General features: G+C 71.7%; 14 protein-coding genes and 1 other RNA gene. 11 read left to right on the forward strand and 4 right to left on the reverse strand.

Going from position 1 to position 15,130, the window contains the following annotated elements:
* The first annotated feature begins 110 nt into the window (after positions 1–110).
* From ACIG5E_RS20705 to ACIG5E_RS20750, 10 genes are all read left to right on the forward strand, one after another.
* Positions 111–770 carry an SAM-dependent methyltransferase gene (locus ACIG5E_RS20705; protein ID WP_396535564.1) on the forward strand — a complete coding sequence of 220 codons (660 nt, stop codon included), beginning with the start codon at positions 111–113 and terminating at the stop codon, positions 768–770.
* 65 nt (positions 771–835) lie between these two features.
* Positions 836–1,750 carry a hypothetical protein gene (locus ACIG5E_RS20710; RefSeq protein ID WP_396535294.1) on the forward strand — a complete coding sequence of 305 codons (915 nt, stop codon included), beginning with the start codon at positions 836–838 and terminating at the stop codon, positions 1,748–1,750.
* A gap of 69 nt (positions 1,751–1,819) precedes the next feature.
* On the forward strand, positions 1,820–3,322 hold the full coding sequence (locus tag ACIG5E_RS20715; protein WP_396535296.1) for an amino acid permease: 1,503 nt from the start codon (positions 1,820–1,822) through the stop codon (positions 3,320–3,322).
* Positions 3,322–4,719 (forward strand): glutamine synthetase family protein, encoded by a 1,398-nt coding sequence (locus ACIG5E_RS20720; RefSeq protein ID WP_396535298.1) that lies wholly within the window; start codon positions 3,322–3,324, stop codon positions 4,717–4,719. Before ACIG5E_RS20715 ends, ACIG5E_RS20720 begins: the two co-directional genes overlap by 1 nt.
* A gap of 572 nt (positions 4,720–5,291) precedes the next feature.
* Entirely contained in the window at positions 5,292–5,678 is a 387-nt protein-coding gene (locus tag ACIG5E_RS20725) for an NUDIX domain-containing protein (RefSeq protein WP_396535300.1), read from the forward strand.
* Complete coding sequence (locus tag ACIG5E_RS20730; protein WP_396535302.1) at positions 5,675–6,259, forward strand: AAA family ATPase; 585 nt, start codon at positions 5,675–5,677, stop codon at positions 6,257–6,259. The genes ACIG5E_RS20725 and ACIG5E_RS20730 overlap by 4 nt, the downstream gene beginning before the upstream one ends.
* A 59-nt stretch (positions 6,260–6,318) precedes the next feature.
* A complete protein-coding gene (locus ACIG5E_RS20735) occupies positions 6,319–6,807 on the forward strand; it encodes an NUDIX domain-containing protein (RefSeq protein WP_396535304.1) in 489 nt (162 codons plus the stop codon).
* Between the two features lie 189 nt (positions 6,808–6,996).
* Complete coding sequence (locus tag ACIG5E_RS20740; RefSeq protein ID WP_396535306.1) at positions 6,997–8,931, forward strand: ABC transporter ATP-binding protein; 1,935 nt, start codon at positions 6,997–6,999, stop codon at positions 8,929–8,931.
* A 103-nt stretch (positions 8,932–9,034) separates the two neighbouring features.
* Entirely contained in the window at positions 9,035–9,373 is a 339-nt protein-coding gene (locus ACIG5E_RS20745) for an HIT domain-containing protein (protein ID WP_396535308.1), read from the forward strand.
* A 34-nt stretch (positions 9,374–9,407) separates the two neighbouring features.
* Entirely contained in the window at positions 9,408–9,920 is a 513-nt protein-coding gene (locus tag ACIG5E_RS20750; protein WP_396535310.1) for an NUDIX domain-containing protein, read from the forward strand.
* Positions 9,921–10,283: 363 nt separating this feature from the next.
* Here ACIG5E_RS20750 and rnpB read toward each other — a convergent pair.
* The 4 genes from rnpB to ACIG5E_RS20770 form a co-directional block, all read right to left on the reverse strand.
* An RNA gene (gene rnpB / locus ACIG5E_RS20755) (RNase P RNA component class A) lies at positions 10,284–10,680 on the reverse strand.
* Between the two features lie 13 nt (positions 10,681–10,693).
* Positions 10,694–12,202, reverse strand: a complete 1,509-nt coding sequence (locus ACIG5E_RS20760) for an MFS transporter (protein ID WP_396535312.1) — start codon at positions 12,200–12,202, stop codon at positions 10,694–10,696.
* Positions 12,203–12,341: 139 nt separating this feature from the next.
* Complete coding sequence (locus ACIG5E_RS20765) at positions 12,342–13,817, reverse strand: RNB domain-containing ribonuclease (RefSeq protein WP_396535314.1); 1,476 nt, start codon at positions 13,815–13,817, stop codon at positions 12,342–12,344.
* A gap of 79 nt (positions 13,818–13,896) precedes the next feature.
* On the reverse strand, positions 13,897–14,301 hold the full coding sequence (locus ACIG5E_RS20770; RefSeq protein WP_396535316.1) for a type II toxin-antitoxin system death-on-curing family toxin: 405 nt from the start codon (positions 14,299–14,301) through the stop codon (positions 13,897–13,899).
* A gap of 18 nt (positions 14,302–14,319) precedes the next feature.
* On the opposite strand from ACIG5E_RS20770, the gene yaaA reads away from it, so the two are divergent.
* A complete protein-coding gene (gene yaaA, locus ACIG5E_RS20775) occupies positions 14,320–15,105 on the forward strand; it encodes a peroxide stress protein YaaA (protein ID WP_396535318.1) in 786 nt (261 codons plus the stop codon).
* Positions 15,106–15,130 lie beyond the last annotated feature (25 nt).

Here is a 15,130-nt window from a genome sequence, read left to right on the forward strand (position 1 = left end):
GACCCTCGGCTGGAGAACACCTGCTGAAGCCCTCGACAGTCGGCTAAAGTCGCCGGTCAGAGCCTGTGTTGCGACGGCTGGTTGAATTCGAGCTGGAACGGCTGATCGCAGTGGAGCCCGCACTGCCGCTAGCCACCCGGGCTCGGCAGCAGTTCGTGGAGCGGGCGGTGCGCTACGTCGCCCGAGAGGTGCAGGAGTTCCTTGTTGTCGGAGCAGGCTTTCCGGCGGTTTCTCCTATCCACGAGCTGGTGCAGTTGGAGGAGCCGCTCCGTCGGGTGGTCTACGTCGATGACGACCCGATCGTGCTCGCGCATTTGCGGGCTCGGGCCGCCTGTTCGGTCGTGCCCGGGCATCTGCGCAACCCTGAGGCCCTTCTCGCTTCCCCAGAGGTGAGACGAATGCTCGCCCCCGGGCGGCCGGTGGCGGTGCTGCTGGAAGCGGAGCTGGAGCTGATCGAGGACGCGGCTGATCCGCGCGGCCTGGTCGCTGAGCTGGTGGAAGCGCTTCCGCCGGGCAGCTTCCTGCTGCTGTCCCATGCCACCGCCGACTTCGCACCGCAGGTGTGGGACCAACTGATCGACGTCTACGACTCCTTCGAGATTCCGGTCCATCCGCGGAGCCGGGTGGAGGTCGCCGGGTTCCTGGACGGGCTCGAGCTGGAGACGCCTGGTCTGGAGCTGGTTTCCCGTTGGAGGCCGGCTCCGGGTGCGCCCTGCGAGCTGAGCGAAGCGGCGATCTCCCGCTACGGCGTGATCGGCCGGAAGGCGTGAGTGGCGGGGGTGACAGTCGGCTCGTGTACCACCCAGCGGGCGCGGACGAGGAGCTGCGGCCGGTCGTGGAGGAGGTTCAGGCCGGGCGGTGGATGGCCATGCGGGATCTGCTGGCCCAGAGCGGGCTGGCGGTTGGGTTGCGCACGGGGCGGACGCAGGTCCTGGCGGCGGTGGCGGCGGGTTCGGATGTGGTCGAGACGTGGCGCAGGGAGGAGCCGCAGAACCCCGACGCCGTGGTGATGCGGGCCCGGGTGGCAGTGGAGCGTGCGCTGCGGGCCAGCCGCGAGCACGGTGCGTGGGCCGGTGTGCTGGCCGCCGAGGCGCGCGGGGTGTGCTGGTCCGCGGCGCGGGCGTCGCCTGCGGACCCGGTGCCATGGGTGTGCCTGATCGCGTTGGCCCAGTTGGATCAGCCCCTCGCGGTTCCTGAGCACCGAGCCGCCGCCCCGTACGGCAGTTTCCTCCCGCCGGGCCCGTGGGGGCTGCTGCAGGAGGCGTACCAGCGCGACTCGGTCTGCCGTGAGGCGCACGTCCGGATGCTGCAGTTCTGGCTGTCGCGGCCGCGGCCGATGGAGGCCGTCTGGCACTTCGTCAGATGGGCGGAGAGCTGGGCACCGGCTGGGTCACCACTGCTGGTGCTGCCGCTCCATGCGCACGTCGAGCACTACAGGCTGGTGCAGGCTGCCGGCCGACTGCGCACTGAGCACAAGGGCCAGTGGCGACTTGACGAGTCCGCAGTCCGGCGCGCCGATCGGGCCTGGTCGCACTGGTTCGGGGTCGAGGCGCTGGAGCCCCGTTCGGCAGTGGACCTGAATGTGCTGGCACACGCGCTGTGGGCCGGTGGCCGGCGAGCAGAGGCTGCGCGGGTGTTCGAGGTGATCGGCCCGTACGCGAGCCGGATGCCGTGGGCGCACGTCGCGACCGTTCCGGAGCGCGCGGAGCTGGAGTTCGTGCAGGCGCGCGCGCAGTGCCGCAAAGCGTGAGCACGGCTGGCCGTTCGGTCAGGACGCCGAGGGGCGTTTCGTTTCTTCTTCGATCTTGGAGGTTCTTCGATGTCTCACACGCACAGCTCTGCTGCTCCTCGTGACGAGCAGTTACTGCGCCAGTTGGGCTACCAGCCCCAACTAGTGCGCCGGATGGGTCCGTTCGGAAATTTTGCCGTGTCCTTCTCGGTGATCAGCGTGTTGTCCGGGTGCATGACGCTGTACGGGTTCGGGCTTGTGACCGGTGGCCCTGCGGTGATGATGTGGGGCTGGGTCGGCGTCGGGGCGATGGTGCTGCTGGTCGGGGCGGCGCTCGCGGAGGTCACCTCGGCTTATCCGACCAGCGGCGCGCTGTACTTCATGGCGGACCGCCTGGGCGGGCGCGGCTGGGGCTGGTACACGGGCTGGTTGAACCTGCTCGGTCTGCTTGGCGGCATCGCGGGGATCGACTACGGGGCGGCCACGTTCACTGGGGCCTTGCTGAACATGCAGTTCGGCTTCACCCCGACACCGGGCTCCCTGATGGTGATCTACACGGTGATCCTGCTGGTGCACGCGGTGCTGAACCTGGCCGGGGTGCGGCTGGTCAGCGTCCTGAACAGCATCTCGGTGTGGTGGCACGTCGGTGGGGTGCTGGTGATCGTCGGCGCGCTGGTCCTGGTGCCGAGCCACCACCAGTCGGCGGGCTTCGTGTTCGGGCACTGGTCGAACGGGACCGGCTGGTCGAGTCCGCTGTACGTCGTGATGATCGGTCTGCTGCTGACGCAGTACACCTTCTCCGGCTACGACGCTTCCGCGCACCTGTCGGAGGAGACGACCGGGGCAGCGATGTCGGCGCCGCGTGGGATCGTGCGCTCGATCTGGACCTCGTGGATCGCCGGCTTCGTGCTGCTCTTCGGTCTCACCTTCGCGATCAAGGACTACGCGGGAACGGTGGGAACCTCAACTGGTGTGCCGCCGGCGCAGATCTTCCTCGACGCCCTCGGGACGGGCGGGGCGAAGGTGCTGCTGCTCGCGGTGATCGTCGCCCAGCTGTTCTGCGGCAATGCGGAGACGGCCGCTGCCTCGCGCATGGTGTTCGCGTTCTCCCGTGACGGTGCGCTGCCCGGTAGCGGCTGGTGGCGGCGCACGTCCCCGCGGACCGGCACCCCGGTGGCGGCGGTGTGGCTGTCGGTCGTGGTGGCGTTCCTGCTGGCGCTGCCGGCGATGTGGTCGGTCACTGCGTACAACGCGGTGGTCGCGATCAACGTGCTGGGCATCACTCCGGCGTACGCGCTGCCGATCTTCCTGCGGCTGCGCGCCGGGCGCCGTTTCACGCCCGGGCCGTGGAACCTGGGTCGCTGGAGCCGCCCGATCGGGGTGGCTGCGGTGGTGTGGGTCGCCCTGGTGACCGTGCTGTTCTGCCTGCCGCAGTCGAGCCCCGTCACCTCCGACTCGTTCAACTACGCGCCGATCGTCCTGGCGTGCGCGCTGGTGCTGGCCACCGTGTGGCGGTGGATCGCCGGGCGCTCCTACGCCCCGCCCGCTGTCGGCAGCGCGCGGATGGCCGAGCTGGCCGAGGAGGTCGTGTGATGACCCGCCAGGACACGGTCCCTCGCACCACGCCGCGCGGCCGGCTCGCACTGGAGGACCTGCGCACCGCGGTCGCCGACGGCCGAGTCCAGACGGTGCTGCTCGCGGTGGTCGACGCCCAGGGCCGTGCCAAGGGCAAGGCATACGACGCACGGTTCTTCCTGGACCGGCTCGTCGACGGTGATGCGGCTGGTGAGATGTGCGCGTACGTCTTCGCCACCGACATCGAGATGACGCCGCTGCCGGGCTTCGAGCTGACCGGCTGGCAGGCCGGCTACGGGGACGTGCGCCTGGCCCCGGACCTGGGCTCGGTGCGGCTGCTGCCGTGGCTGCCACGCACCGCGATGGTCTTCGCCGACGCGATCGGTGCGGACGAGCGGCCAGTTCCCGTCGCTCCGGCCGCGATACTGCGACGCCAGATCGAGGCGCTGGCCGGCCTGGGTCTGACGGTGAAGGTCGGCCTGGAGACGGAGTTCGTGCTCTACCAGGGCACCCTCGCCCAGGCCGCCGCCACCGGCTTCCGCGGCCTGCACCCGGTGACGGCCGACAATCGCGACTACGCGCTCGACCACCCGCGTGATCTGGCGCGTTACACCGCAAAGCTCACCGCTGCCCTGGCCGGGGCCGGCCACCCGGTGGAGGCGGTCAAGACCGAAGGTGCCCCGGGCCAGGTCGAGGTGACGTTCCCGTACGGGGAGCCGGTGGCCGCGTGCGAGCAGCACTTGCTGCTCAAGCACGCCGCCCGGGCGGTCGGTGAACGCATGCGCCTGCTGCCGACGTTCATGGCCGCGCCCGCCGACCGCGTCGCCTCCGGCCTGCACCTGCACGTCTCCCTCTGGCAGGGCGATCAGGCGGTGCTCGCCGACCTCGCGCGGCCCGGCGAGCTGTCCGAGCTGGGCCGGCAGGTGGTGGCGGGGGTGCTGGAGGGCCTGCCGGACCTGGCGCCGTTGTACGCGCCGTACGTCAACTCCTACAAGCGCTACCGTCCTCACTCCTTCGCGCCGACCTGGTTCAGGTGGGGGTGGGACAACCGCTCCTGCGCGGTGCGGGTGGTCGGCCATGGCAGCGGGCTGCACCTGGAGATCCGGCTGCCCGGGGCCGACGCCAACCCCTACCTCGCGCTGGCCGCCGTGCTGGCCGCCGCGCGGCGCGGAATCGAGGGCAGCCTCAAGCCTCCTGCGGCGACCACTGGAGACGGCTATCGCGACCGCGCCGATGCTGCGGTGCCGACCACCCTGCGCGAGGCTCTGCGCCTGCTCGAGGCGAGCACCCTGGCCGGCGACCTGCTCGGGCCGGAGGTGGTCGCCCACTACGCGAACCTGGCTCAGGCCGAACTGCGGGTCCACGATGCACGGGTGACCGATGTCGAGCTGGCCCGCGGCTTCGCCCAGACCTGACCCGCCGGGTCGTGCCCCGGGCGTGATCTGCGCCGATGCCCGGGGCGCCGCCCTCCACCCGGACCACCCTCACCCACCCCTCACTCCCTTCGCCGAACGGAACGGAGGCAGCGAGGCAACCCGACCTGCTCCCGCCGAATCGGCGGCCTCCGCACTTGCCGACGCGCCGGAGCATCCGCGCCGCCTTCGGCGTGACCGCCATTGTGTTGAACTCTGCCGCGACCGGCCGACGGGGGTCGGAAGCACACCCCGTGGCCCTGGGCGCGGCCGGATTGTCAGTGGCTCGTGGCACACTGCCCCGTTTGATCAACCGCCTTATCGGTATGACGAGTTGGCGGTGTTCACCGGATCGTGTGGAATACACCGCGACATGCCGACGTGGCCTCGGTGGGCTGCCTATGGTGGGGCATCTGCCGACGCACTCACGTACGACGAACGATCACCAGTCTGATCGCGGCTTGTCATGCCCTGACATGGGCGGGCCGCCGTCGCAGCTCTGCGTGTCGCTGTTTCGAAAGGAGGAAGTCCGATGGCCCACACGCTGGTTGTAGGAGTGCATCTGGTCCGGCCGGGTGCTGCTCGGGCGGCGCGCCAACACCTCCTTCGCGGACGGCAGCTGGCATGTTCCCGCAGGTCACCTCGAAGCGGGGGAGTCCGTGCTGGCTGGCATGGCCCGCGAGGCCAAGGAGGAACTCGATATCACCATCCGCGAGGAGGACCTCGGCATGGTGCACACCCTTCATCACCTCGACGCCGACGACGGTGCCGGGCGCCTCCAGCTGTTCTTCGCCCCGCGCTCATACACGGGGAAGATCACCAACCGCGAGCCGAACAAGTGCGCCGCTCTTCGGTGGTGGCCGCTGGATGAGCTTCCGGAACCGGTCGTCGGCTACGCCGCCGACGCGCTCGCGCAGATTACCGCCGGGTACCCGCTGTCCGTCGTCGGCTGGCCGGCATGAGCACCGCGAGCCCTCCGGGGCTTCCGGCTGCCCGGATGCCCGTGGGAAGCGAGGAGACCAGGCTCATTGTCCTGCGAGGGAACTCGGCGTCCGGAAAATCGTCGGTGGCGGCCGAAGTCCGGGAGCGCTTCGGCCGGGGTCTGGCCCTGGTCGGGCAGGACAATCTGCGCCGGATCGTGCTGCGCGAGCGCGATCGGCCCGGCGGCGCGAACATCGGCCTGATCGACACGGTGGCCCGCTACGCGCTGGAAGCCGGCTACCACGTCGTCATCGAGGGCATCCTGTACGCCGACCACTACGGCGACATGCTCGCGAACCTGGTCAACGACCATCGCGGCGTCTCCCGCTGCTACTACCTCGACATCCCGATCGACGAGACGCTCGCCCGGCACGCCTCGAAGGCCGATCCCGCATACCAGGCAGCCGTCACCGAGCGCGAGCTGCGCGACTGGTACCGCGAGCACGATGTCCTGCCCGGCGGCATCGAGACCGTCATCGGCAGCGCCAGCACCCTTCACGACACGGTCGACCGCATCATGCGAGAGACCGCCCTCTCGGAGTTGCCCCCGCGCGACGGCTGAGGCCGCCCGTCGCATCCGCACCCAAGGACCGCCACCCCACCCACGACAAGGAGCACCTGATGCACGAGACGAGCAGGCTGTCGGTCGGAGTCATCGCCCACGATCTGAAAACCGACCAGATCGCCACCGTCCACTACGGCCAGCGCAGTTGGACCCCGGGCCCCGCGTGGACGATCCCCGGTGGGAAAGTCGACCCCGGCGAGGCGATCCCCGACGCCGCCGCCCGGGAGCTGCGTGAGGAGAGCGGACTCATCGTCCGGCCGTCCGACCTGCGCCTGGTCCACACGATCCAGGCCAAGGATGGCTGGGACGGGCTCGGCGGGTTCGTGCTCTTCGTCTTCGCCACCAGTGAGTTCACGGGCGAGCTGACCAACGTCGAGCCGCACAAGCACCTGGACGTGCGTTGGCACCCCGCAGCCGCCGTCCTGCCCAGCCCGATGTTCCCGACCTCCAAGGCCGCGGTAGAGGCGTATCTGGCCGGCGAGCCCGCGTTCTCCACCCATGGATTCGACCCGGCCTCCGGCCAGCGGGAGCTGGTCAGGACATGACCGGCACGGCGGCACCGGTGCCTTCCCCTTGCCGTCGCGCCCGAGCGCCGTGCGGCAAGGGGCGGGGCGACTTCACCGGTCGCCACTACCGGCTTCCCCCGGCCCACCAACACCGGCGCCACCGTCCTGCTCCACACCCCCGGCTATCTCGGATAGCGCCCCTCACGCCCCCCGGACTGGACGGTGACCGTGACCGACACCACCACCCCTGACACCCCGACTAACACCACGCCGAGCGAGGAGCTGAAGTTCCAGCACCCCGGCGGCGACGTCCCTGAGATCGCCGAGTCCATGACCGCCCGGAACATGGCCCGCCGGCTGCCCAGCCTGATGCGCCGCACCCTTGGCCTCGCCTGGCGGGTCGACCGCGGCGCCATCACCGCCCTGCTGATCTGCCAGGCCATCTCCGGACTGCTGGGCGCCTTCGGACTGCTGGCCACCACCGGAACGATCAAGGCCCTGATCGCCTCCGGCCACATCATCGACCGCCTCCACCAGGCGATCCCTTCCATCGCGGTCATCGCCGGGGCGGCCGGCCTCCGGTCCCTGCTCGGGATCACCGTCACCGCCCTCTCCTCCCGGATCTCCCCGAAGATCGCGCGCGAGGCCGAGCTGATGATGCTCGACGCGGCCACTGCCGCCGAGCTGACCGCCTACGACCGCCCCGGCTACAACGATCGGTTCAGCGCGGCCGACCGCGGGGTGGAAGTCTCCCGCGATCTCATCGGTGAGACCCAGAACTTGATCGCCTCCGGCGCCTCCCTCATCGCTGCCGCCGGGGTCCTGGCCGTCCTTCACCCCGTGCTGCTGCCGCTCCTCGTACTCGCAGCCCTCCCGCAGGGCATCGCCTCGGTGCGTTCCGCTCGGATCGGCTACGTCACGATGGTGAAGACCCACCAGGATCGGCGCGTGCTGAGCCTGCTGCGCTGGTACCTGGTCGACAAGGAACCCGCCGACCAGATCCGCTCAAGCACCATGGCGCCGTTCCTGCTGGAGAAGTACCGAGCGGTCGGCGACCGCGTCACCGCCGCCACCAATAACGCCGCCTGGCGAAGCGCCAAGGTGTACGTGCTCGGAGCCATCGCGACCGGCGTGGCGACCGCACTGGTGTGGGGCGCCGTGGTCCTGCTGCTCGCTACCGGCCACATGTCGCTGGCGTCGGCGGGCACCGCGTTCTTCGCGCTCGGAGCCGCCAGTTCGGGGCTGCGCGGCATCGTGGGTTACGGCGCCGACCTCTACCGCACCGGGCTCTACCTGGATGACTGGTCGACGTTCCTGGACGAGGCCGGCGGCCACCGGATCGACCGTGGCGACCGGGTCCCCGGCAGCCCACTGTCCGTCCGGGCCGAGAACCTCACCTACACCTACCCGTCCTCTGACACCCCGTCCCTTCAGAAGGTCACCCTGGAAGTCCGGCGCGGTGAGGTGCTCGCCCTGGTCGGCGAGAACGGCAGCGGTAAGACCACGCTGTCCAAGATCCTCTCCGGGCTCTACCTCCCCACCGAGGGAGCGGTGACGTGGGACGGCGTCGACACCTGCGACCTGGACCCGGCGGCCCTGTGGAAGGAAACAGCGGTCGTGCCTCAGAGTTACGCGCGCTTCCCCCTGACCGCCCGCGAGAACATCACCCTCGGCCAACCGCACGGTGGTGACGAGGCGGTCCACGCCGCCGCCCTCGCCTCCGGGGCCGTCCATGTCCTGGACGATCTGCGCGCCGGCCTGGACACCCTCCTCGCACGGGAGATGTGGGGCGGACAGGAACTCTCCGGCGGCCAGTGGCAGAGGATCGCCATCGCTCGGGCCTTCTACCGGCGTTCGGGCCTGCTTGTCCTGGACGAGCCGACGTCCGCGCTCGATCCCCGTGCCGAGCACCGGATCTTCTCCGGCCTGCGTGCTCTCGCCCGTGACCGCGCCGTGGTACTGGTCAGCCACCGCCTCGCCAACGTCGCCATGGCGGACCGCATCGTGGTCCTCGACCACGGCCGCATCATCCAGCAGGGCACCTTCACCGAACTCGTCGCCGACACGAACGGCCTCTTCCACGAGCTGTGGCAGCTGCAGAACGACCGCGGGATTCCCAACCAGCGCGAGCGCACCGACCCGAAGGAGAGCACCGCCCCATGATCTCGTACCAGCTGCTGGCCGAGCAGTCCGCCGCCCGGGTGCCGCTGGTCGAGGCGTCCAAGCGGCTGTACCCGCCGTACATCGAACTGATCGGAGCCTGAGCATGTCCGACTTCTACTGCGAGCAGGTGCTGAAGGGCCTCACGCCGGTGGACACCGTCCAGGAGACGGACCTGGTCTTGGCCTACCACCACACCCGGCCCAGCTACCCGGTGCACATCGTGGTCGTGCCGAAGCAGCACGTCCCCTCGCTCGAAGAGCTGGGCGACGGCGGCGAGGAGCTGCTGACGGAGGTAATGCGGGTCGTCCGGTCGGTGGCCGCCCAGGTCCGGGCGGAGCACGGCGCCGCGTGCGTCGTGACGAACCTCGGCGACTACCAGGAGTCCAAGCACCTCCACGTGCATGTCCTCTATCGGGGCGACAAACCCGAGGGCCTGGCCTGAACCGGCTGCGCCAACGAACAGGAGACGGCTCACGATGCCGCAGTGGATTCCCCCCGCCGAACACCTGAAGACACTGCCGCAGGCGCTCCACGGCTGCGCCGTGTTCCTTACGGACCAGCGCAGCCGGATCCTGCTGCTCCACGAAGCCCCGAACGAGCAGCGGGACGCCTTGGGTGCCGACCCACGCTGGCTGTTCCCCGGGGGCCGCCTCGACCACGACGAGAACCCGCTGAGGGCTGCGGCACGCGAGACTCTGGAGGAGACCGGCCTCGACCTCACCGGCATCCTGCGCCCCCTGGGGACGGACTTCCGCGACCCGACCGAGCACCGGCCGGCCATGACGGACTACCACTTCGACGGAGGCTGGCTCACTGCCGCCCAGGCCGAAGCGATCCTGCTGTCCGACGAACACGACAGCTACGCCTTCCGCCGCCTCACCGAATGGCGGCCGATCCTGCCGCCGACGCGCTACGCCCTACTGTCCTCGCTCACCCAGGCCCGCGCGGAGAGCCGCCAGCTCGTCCTGCACAACGGGCACCCGATGTAGCACCCGTGACACCGAACCCCGCTGTGCCCCGGGCGGACGCCCCACCCACTTCGTCATCGCCGACGAACCCACCAGCGCCCTCGAGCCGAAGGCCGAGATCGTCGCCTTCGCACGGGTCCGCGAACTTGCCGAGCAATGCCTGACACCCCGACCCGCTTCCTGCCCGCCCAACCGCGCGCTCCGAGCCCAGGTCAAGACCTCTCGATCAAGATCATCCTGGGGGACTTTTCGGGGACTTTCCGCTCTGTCAGGGGGACGTTCCGGGGACTTTTTGCCGCGTAACACGGCAAGCCCCCGAAAGATCGGAAAGGGCCTCCGACGCAGGTCAGAGGCCCTTCCGGGGGCAAAGCCCCTGGTACGGCGGACGAGACCGGCCTGTACGCCGGGTTCTGTCACCCGGGTTGCTTGCGCGGCCCGGGGAGACGGCCATCCATCTAGGGCTGCCGTTGCCGACAGCCTCGTGCGGTCTACCCGCGAGCTCGGGCGAGCAGCCCTCGAACACTCGCGCACGGCGCCCGGAGGCGCCGATCTTGACCTTGCTCCAGGTGGGGTTTACCTAGCCGGCCGGGTCACCCCGGTCGCTGGTGGTCTCTTACACCACCGTTTCACCCTTACCCACGCGCCGAAGCGGTGGGCGGTCTGTTTTCTGTGGCACTGTCCCGCGGGTCACCCCGGGTGGGCGTTACCCACCACCCTGCTCTGTGGAGCCCGGACGTTCCTCGGCGGGTCTGGGACCCGTCGCGGCCGCCCGGCCGGCTCTTCCGCCGTAGTGGTCATGGTAGCCGCTCGGGCGGCACCTCCCGAACACCGGACCGGGCCACCGGGGGCTCGGCGCCGAGGCGGGCGGCGACCCGGGCGGCGGTGCCGGTGGCCCAGGCGCCGGTGGTGAGCAGGCCGAGGGCGAGGACCGCGCCGCCCAGGCCGACCAGGATCCACCAGCCGGCGTGGCTGGCCGGGGCGAAACCGGTAGCCATCGGGCCGACCACGGCCGAGGTGACGACCGTACCGATCACCGCGACACCAAGGGACTGGCCGACCTGGCGGCTGGTCGAGGCGACGGCGGCGGCCACGCCCGCCTGAGAGCGCGGCATGCCGGAGACGGCCGCGTTGGTGATCGGCGCGTTGACCAGGCCGAAGCCGAAGCCGAACAGCGCGTACGCGACCAGCAGCAGCGCGGCCGGGGAGTCCGCGGTCAGCCTCGTGAGCAGCAGGCCGCTCGCGGCCAGGCCGAGCCCGGCCACCACCAGCGGCAGGCGCGGCCCCCGGCTGCCGACGATCCGTCCGGACAGCGGCGCGCAGACCAGCATCAGCCCGGCCATCGGCAGCGTCCACAGGCCCGCCTCGACCGGGCCGTAGTGCCGGACGTCCTGCAGGTAGAGGGTGTTGAGGAAGAGGAAGCCGCCGAGCCCGGCGAAGGCGCAGACCGCGGTGACGGTGGCTCCGGTGAACGGCGCGCTGGCGAAGAACCGCGGGTCCACCAGTGGCTCGGCGACCCGCCGCTCCCAGAGCGGGAAGGCGATCAGCGCGGCCACCGCGGCCGCGGCGAGGGCGAGGATCAGCGGGGAGGTCCAGCCGTTGCCCGGGCCCTCGATGATCGCGGCGGTGCCGCAGCCGAGCAGCACGATCATCAGCAGCTGCCCCACCGGGTCGAGCCGGCGCGGCCGCGGCGCGCGCGATTCGGGGACGTAACGGACGGTCAGCAGTATGGCGAGCAGCGCCACCGGGACGTTGATCAGGAAGATCGAGGGCCAGCCGGCGCCATCCACCAGAAAGCCGCCGAGCAGCGGGCCGAGCGCCATCGAGATGCCGACCACGCCGCCCCAGACGCCGATCGCCTGGGCCCGCTCCTTCGGGTCGGTGAAGGTGTTGGTGATGATCGACATCGCCACCGGGTTGAGCATCGAGCCGCCCACCGCCTGCAGCGCCCGGAAGGCCACCAGCCACTCCAGGCTCGGCGCCAGGCTGCACAGCAGCGAGCCGAGCGCGAAGCAGGTCAGCCCGATCTGGAACACCCGGCGGCGGCCGAAGCGGTCGGCCACCGAGCCGAACAGCATCAGCAGTGAGGCCAGCACCAGAGTGTAGGCGTCGATGATCCACTGCAGGCCGGAGGCCGGGGCGTCCAGGTCCTTCTGGATCACCGGCAGCGCGATGTTCACCACGGTGTTGTCCAGGCCGACGATGAACAGGCTCAGGCAGCAGATCGCGAGGACGAGCAGACGGCGGCGCCGCCCGGCGACGGGGACGCGGGCGGCGGCGGGGGCGGGGGGCTGGGGATCGGGCACGGACCGATCCTCCCACCCCCGGGGCGGGGGCAGGGCGCAACGACGGACCGTCCGGGTGGCCGGTCGGCGGCTTCGGGCGACGGCATTCCTCCCGGACGGCCCACCGGGCGGCCCCTCGGGCGGCCCACCGAACGGCCCCTCAGACGGCGGCGAAGCGGACCGTCCGGGTGGCCTGGTCGGCCCTGGTGAGCCGGACGTCGATCACCCGGCCGAGCGGCAGCCGGGCGGCGGCCCCGTCGGGCGAGCCGTTCGCCGCGGCCTCGCAGCGGCCCCGGACGGCCGGCTCGCGCAGCTGGACGGTGCCCGAGCCGGGGCGCCTCTCGTCCACCTCGATGACCACCGCGGAGAAGTCCTCGCCCTCCCGGCCGACCAGCAGCTCCGCCTCCACCAGGTCCACGCAGGCCCGTTCGACCTCGCCCGCCCGCCGGTCCCCGCTCGCCATCAGCGCCGGCACGGCCGGCAGCGCCTCGCGCGCCCAGTCGGGCACGTCCTCCCCCGCCGCCACCGCCGCGCACACCTCCTGGGCGAAGCGGTCGCCGAGCCGGCGCAGCGGCGCGGTGCAGTGTGCGTACGGGGCGGCCAGCGCGGCGTGCCCCGGCTCGGCGGGGGCGGGCAGGCCGCGGGACTCGTCGAAGGCGTGGTAGCCGGCGCCGCGCAGCAGGCCGGTGCAGGCGTTGAGGAAGGCGGCGTTCAGCGGCACGTCCGGGTCCAGCGAGCGGATCAGGTCCGGGTACGGGACGGCCTGCGGCCAGTCGACGTCCAACGCGGCGGCGATCCGGCGCAGCCGCTCGTACGCGGCGGCTGGTGCGGCGGGCAGGGTGCGCAGCAGGCCGACGCCCGCGTCCAGCATCAGCTCGGCCGCGGCCATGCCGGTGAGCAGCGAGATCTGGGCGTTCCAGCCGTCGGCGGGGCCGGGCGCGCGGTAGCCGAGGACGTAGCCGTGCAGGGTCTCCTCGACCTCCTGCTCGGGCACCGGCAGGCTGATCCCGCCCCGGGCGCGCTCCTGCTCCTCGCGCAGCCGGCCGACGGTGGCGAGCAGGGCGAGCTGCTCGTCGGCGCCGCCGAGGTCCACGGCGCGCTGGACGGCGGCGTAGTCCAGGCGGCGGTGGGAGCGCACCAGGGCGCGGCGGAGGTCCGCCAGCACGACGGCGCCGTCGGCGTCCAGGTCCAGCTGCCAGAGCAGGGCGGGGCGGGTCTCGCCGGGCAGCAGGCTGGCGGCGTCCTCGGAGATCCGGGTGGGGTGCAGCGGGACGCGGTGGTCGGGGAAGTAGAGGGTCTCGACCCGGCGGCGGGCCTCGGTGTCGATGGCGCCGCCGGGGTGGACGAAGGCGGCGACGTCGGCGATCGCGTAGTGCACCCGGTAGCCGCCGCCGGGGCGGTGGCTGAGGTGCATGGCCTGGTCGAGGTCGCGGGAGCCGGGCGGGTCGACGGTGAACAGCGGCAGGTCGGTGGCGTCGTACTCCGGCAGCCTGGGGCGTTCGGCCGCCTCCTCCGCCTCGGCGAGCACCGCCTCGGGCCACTCGGTGTGGATCTCCAGGTGGGTGCGGAGTTCGGTCAGCTCGGTGTTGATCCGGGCGGAGTCGGCGGCCTTGACGCGTAGTTTTCGGCGAGGCATGCAGGCCAGCGTAGGGCGGAATCGGGTGATTCCGGACGGAGGACCCCGGCGGACGCGCCGGGGCTCCCCGTCCTCGGTCTCAGCGCCCCAGGAGGGACTTGAGGTCCTTGGCGGCGAGGGCGATCGCGTCGTCGTAGCCGCCGGTGGCGAGCCGCAGCACGAAGGCCACGGCGTCGTCCGGGTGCGGGTCGGTGTAGGGCTCGGCGTTGTAGTCCAGGAACAGCAGCATCGCCTCGAAGGCGGTGCGCTTGTTCCGGTCGACGAGCGGGTGGTTGCGGGACAGGCTCTGGCCGAGGGCGGCCGCCTTGGTCCACAGGTCGGGGTAGGCGTCGGAGCCGAACAGGCTCGCCTGCGGACGGGCGATCGCGGAGAGCAGGCCGCCGAGGTTGCGAATTGCCGGGGGCCGCCGGCCTCCGCCGCATCCCGAGGGCGGCTCCGGCGGCCGGGGCGGCCGCAGTAGGGTGGCGTGGTCCGTCCGCCACAAAGTGTTGAGGAGTCCGCTGTGCTGGTGCTGTTGCCGCCCTCGGAGGGCAAGGCCGCGTCCGAGGACGGCGAGCCGGTCGTGCTCGACGGGCTGTCGCTGCCGGGGCTGACGGCGGCGCGCGGTGCGGTGCTGGACTCGCTGGTCGGGCTGTGCCGGGGCGACGAGGACACCGCCGCCGAGGTGCTCGGCCTCACCCCCGGCCTGCGCGGCGAGATCGCCAAGAACGCCGGGCTGCCCACCGCCGGGGCCCGCCCGGCCGCCGAGGTGTACACCGGGGTGCTGTTCGACAACCTGGGCCTGGCCACCCTGGACGCCGCCGCGTACGACCGCGCCGAGCGCTCGCTGCTGGTGTTCTCCGGCCTGTGGGGCGCGGTGCGGATCTCCGACCGGATCCCGTCCTACCGCTGCTCGATGGGTGTGAAACTCCCCGTGCTGGGGGCGCTCGGCGCGTACTGGCGGAGCGCGACGGCCGCCGTGCTCCCCGAGGTGGCGGACGGGCTGGTGCTGGACCTGCGCAGTTCCGCGTACGCGGCGGCCTGGAAGCCGGCCGGCGAGGTGGCCTCCCGTACGGCGACCGTCCGGGTGCTGCAGGAGCGGGACGGCAGGCGCACGGTGGTCAGCCACTTCAACAAGGCGACCAAGGGGCGGATCGTCCGGGACCTGCTGGTCGCCGGGGCGGAGCCGAAGACGCCGGCCGAGCTGATGGACGCGCTGCTGGCGCTGGGCCACCACGTCGAGCTGGCCGCGGAGGGCACGGCGCGCAAGCCGTGGCAGCTGGACGTGGTGGTCACCGAGGTGCACTGACCGCCGTGCGCCGACCCCCTCGGAA

The sequence above is a fragment of the Kitasatospora sp. NPDC053057 genome (genome assembly GCF_044546945.1).
Classification (GTDB): Bacteria; Actinomycetota; Actinomycetes; order Streptomycetales; family Streptomycetaceae; genus Kitasatospora.

Excerpts from the sequence above, each read along its gene's own strand:
- ACIG5E_RS20750 (WP_396535310.1), top strand. The coding sequence starts at position 9,408 with ATGCCGCAGTGGATTCCCCCCGCCGAACACCTGAAGACACTGCCGCAG.
- ACIG5E_RS20765 (WP_396535314.1), bottom strand. The coding sequence starts at position 13,817 with ATGCCTCGCCGAAAACTACGCGTCAAGGCCGCCGACTCCGCCCGGATC.
- ACIG5E_RS20715 (WP_396535296.1), top strand. The coding sequence starts at position 1,820 with ATGTCTCACACGCACAGCTCTGCTGCTCCTCGTGACGAGCAGTTACTG.
- ACIG5E_RS20745 (WP_396535308.1), top strand. The coding sequence starts at position 9,035 with ATGTCCGACTTCTACTGCGAGCAGGTGCTGAAGGGCCTCACGCCGGTG.
- ACIG5E_RS20730 (WP_396535302.1), top strand. The coding sequence starts at position 5,675 with ATGAGCACCGCGAGCCCTCCGGGGCTTCCGGCTGCCCGGATGCCCGTG.
- ACIG5E_RS20720 (WP_396535298.1), top strand. The coding sequence starts at position 3,322 with ATGACCCGCCAGGACACGGTCCCTCGCACCACGCCGCGCGGCCGGCTC.
- ACIG5E_RS20735 (WP_396535304.1), top strand. The coding sequence starts at position 6,319 with ATGCACGAGACGAGCAGGCTGTCGGTCGGAGTCATCGCCCACGATCTG.